The sequence below is a fragment of the Clostridiales bacterium genome, assembly GCA_017961515.1.
In the GTDB taxonomy this organism is placed as follows: domain Bacteria; phylum Bacillota; class Clostridia; order Acetivibrionales; family RGIG10202; genus RGIG10202.
Map to the genome: position 1 here is coordinate 1 of JAGCXC010000090.1, position 2,394 is coordinate 2,394.

Sequence of the window (2,394 nt, forward strand, 5' to 3'; positions counted from 1 at the left end):
AAAGCGAACGTAGGTTATTCATATTCAAAAACAATTTCCATTGTTCCTCTTCATTAGCTCCACTAGAAAATCTTCTTAAATGATGTATATCATTTGCTGATGTTATCCTTTCATGTTGTAAACATTCATAACAAATTGGATTTTCTTTGTAATAAACATCTCTCATTCTCTTCCATGCTAAGCTATTGTAGAATGTTGCACTATTGAATGTTTCACTACATATCCTGTCTACATGCTTAGGCCTAATCCTGTTTTTGTTAATCGTCGCCATATATGTCTCTATTCTTTTTGCTATACCATTGTGTCTGCTTCTTACTACAATACTTCTTATTGCTATCACCTATGTTGTATTCTTTTACAGGTTCTAAGTTCTTTACTTTGTAGTATTCTGCTTTCACATAATCTAATTTAAGCTCTATATCAAATATAGTCCTTAATATCTTTATAGCTTTTATTGTCCATTCTAACACATACTTATTGCCTATAGGCATGTCATGGTAAGGTATTATCCCACTTACTTTAAGTTGTGTCTTTTCTCTTAACAACAAAAGTTTGTTGTAGTCTACAACATCAATATATGTTATAGCTTGAGGATATTCATCTATCATAAGGTCTATATAATGTATGTAGTGCAACAACAACCTAATCCATCCCTCTCTATCATAATGGTGTTCTATGTTGTTATTGTCATTTATGCATTCCTCAGCCCTTACTTGGTTAGCCATCAATGCAGCATAAGAATACTCATCTACAAACTCACAATTGTTCCTTGATGGTCCTATAGCTGGACGGTCAAACAAAGTTCTCATTATTCTTCAATATATAATTTTGTGTTAGTAGGGTCATCCATGTTTGATGGCTCTTGAATATTTTGTAAAATCTTTTCCTTTTGTTCCTCAGTTAATATTTCTGAAATAATCATATTTGTTTAATGTTGTTTTTATTCATTTTAAGGGACTTTCTGAAATAGATATATAATTTATCATCTAATTTGTTAAAGTGTCTCCTGTGTCATCTTTTTATTAGCCATGCCATTTATACATATTTCCAGTAGAATAACAATAGACTGGCTTTTGTGATAATCTGCAAATTTGTTGTGCTTCTTGGTCATTGCTTTCTATAAACAATAAATATTTGTTGTCTTTGTAATGTTGTGCTTTATAGTATGCAGGTTGTGTCAAAGCTCTAATTTCTTTGGATGCTGAAGGAAACATAAAAAGGTCTTTACATTTCACCTTGTTAGTGTCTAAAAACCTTCTTGTCTCTCTTTCATATTTGTTTAGTCTATAAGTGCAAATACTAATTGGATTATTTGATGGAGTAATTGGTATGTGCAACTTTATAGGGTTTAGCAAATAATTCTCATAAGCTTCAGTGTTTATGTCACAAGGAGGGTCAATACACATTACACCATCTAAGTCATACAAGAACTTGAAATTCCAATAATTGTCTAACAAATTATATTGGTATAAAGCAACAGGCATTTCTGCGTTGTTCAACACTTCTTTCCTTATGTCAACTAATGCAATGTCTGGTTTATATACCTTACAAGGTCCTTCTAAATATATGCAAGCTGATATGAATATCTTGTCTGGGAATGTTGACTTAAGTGCCTTCACATGTTCTATCATGCTTCCATTATAGCAGGAGTCCTCTAATATAATAAATATATTAGAATTATTATGTTCAATTTGACGATGTCCATGATGATAAAACACATGTTCTTGCCCATTGTTGTCAATAAACTCATTTATTGAGCAAACACCTATATGAAGCTCTTGAGACAATAATGTAGCTGCCATAAGTCCTGAACGAGGTATTCCAATTATGCCTTGTGGATTAAGTTGGCCTATCTTATAACTATTAAGCCTTATGTCATCAAACATCTGCTTTATAGATATATATTTCATACTCTTTTATATAGAGCTAAAGCTCAATTTTCATATATTTATGAATAATAATAATGTATTCTATATAAGATAGATAAAAAATTTATCAGATTTCATCGCAACAAAAAAGCCGCATTTCTGCGGCTAAAAAATTATGCATAAATGATTGAAAACTCAATGGAAAATGGCTTTAGAAATTGTGGATAACCACCTGTAAACAACAATTTGCAAAAAAACTTAAAGTTATGAAGATTTTGGAATCTAATGAATAAGTGATTTAGAACCTTAATGTATGGAAGAAACAAATTGCCATTTTCCATATTTAAATATAGAAACTTTTTGGCTTAGGTGTCAAACTTTTACCTATCTTTGCACCATCATTTTAAAAGTATGTAATATGACACATTATGAGATAGACAACTTAGCTAAGTGTGAGATGGTGTTAGTGAAGGCTGACACTATAGAAGAAGCTAAAAAGATAGCAAAAGACACACCATCATCAAAA

At 31.0% G+C, this 2,394-nt stretch carries 3 protein-coding genes; all 3 read right to left on the reverse strand.

Annotation, left to right across the window (positions count from 1 at the left end):
* On the reverse strand, positions 1 to 271 hold a 271-nt coding region (locus tag J6Y29_06295; protein MBP5427475.1), incomplete at its 3' end, for a hypothetical protein.
* Entirely contained in the window at positions 258 to 809 is a 552-nt protein-coding gene (locus J6Y29_06300; GenBank protein ID MBP5427476.1) for a hypothetical protein, read from the reverse strand. The genes J6Y29_06295 and J6Y29_06300, both read right to left, overlap by 14 nt.
* A 213-nt stretch (positions 810 to 1,022) precedes the next feature.
* On the reverse strand, positions 1,023 to 1,910 hold the full coding sequence (locus tag J6Y29_06305) for a hypothetical protein (protein MBP5427477.1): 888 nt from the start codon (positions 1,908 to 1,910) through the stop codon (positions 1,023 to 1,025).
* Positions 1,911 to 2,394: the final 484 nt, after the last annotated feature.